Source organism: Escherichia sp. KCJ4928 (assembly GCF_004352695.1).
GTDB lineage: Bacteria > Pseudomonadota > Gammaproteobacteria > Enterobacterales > Enterobacteriaceae > ECMA0423.
The window spans coordinates 1-645 of sequence record NZ_SJWV01000533.1 but is presented as its reverse complement, the minus strand read 5'-3'; the positions used below and the strand labels follow the sequence as shown (position 1 = coordinate 645).

The window sequence follows — 645 nt, the reverse complement described above, 5'->3', positions numbered from 1 at the left end:
GCAGAACTTCAGCGTTCCGGCATCTTCACGGGGTGTGAACACCGGATTCGGGTTCTTTACCTGACGGTATGTGCTTTCAGTAAATGAGGTCTGGTTCAGGGCCGCCACAAGCTGTCGCTTATGGCGGGAACAGATTGCCGTGCGTTAATGCACTGCAAAGGGTTGAATCTCTGACACGGTTTCATATATACTTATCCCGTATTCGTGAGGCCCCCACTATCTTTCTTGAGCCCGCCAAAGTTCGACGAAAGATAGTGGGGGTTTTCCTTTATGGTCTTCTGAAACTTTTTCAGCCTTCCGGCCCCGGCCAACCGCCGTCGTTTCTGCCATACATCCTGAATGCCTTATGGCGCATCCTGCCGTTTTCTGACTTCCCGGATCCTGACGATCCCAAAAGCCACTGCATAACGATCCGCAATATACCCCTTTTCCACCGCTTTGAAAAGCCGACACGATTTCTCTGATTTACCAGGCCTCTCATTAACTACCTAAAAAACGTCGTTTTTTTGAACTATGTCAAAAAAATAGACAATTCCACAAACGATCTTTTATGCTGTGTTTTTCATCATTTTTAGTAGAAGAGATCGCCTAAAATTTTTAAACGATCTAATCCTCCAGACACCGCACACAAATCAGCATAATATG

Annotated in this window: 1 pseudogene; it reads right to left on the bottom strand. The window is 46.2% G+C overall.

Going from position 1 to position 645, the window contains the following annotated elements:
• Positions 1 to 108 (bottom strand): annotated as a pseudogene (locus E0D98_RS25375) (incFII family plasmid replication initiator RepA); the annotation flags it as partial.
• Positions 109 to 645 lie beyond the last annotated feature (537 nt).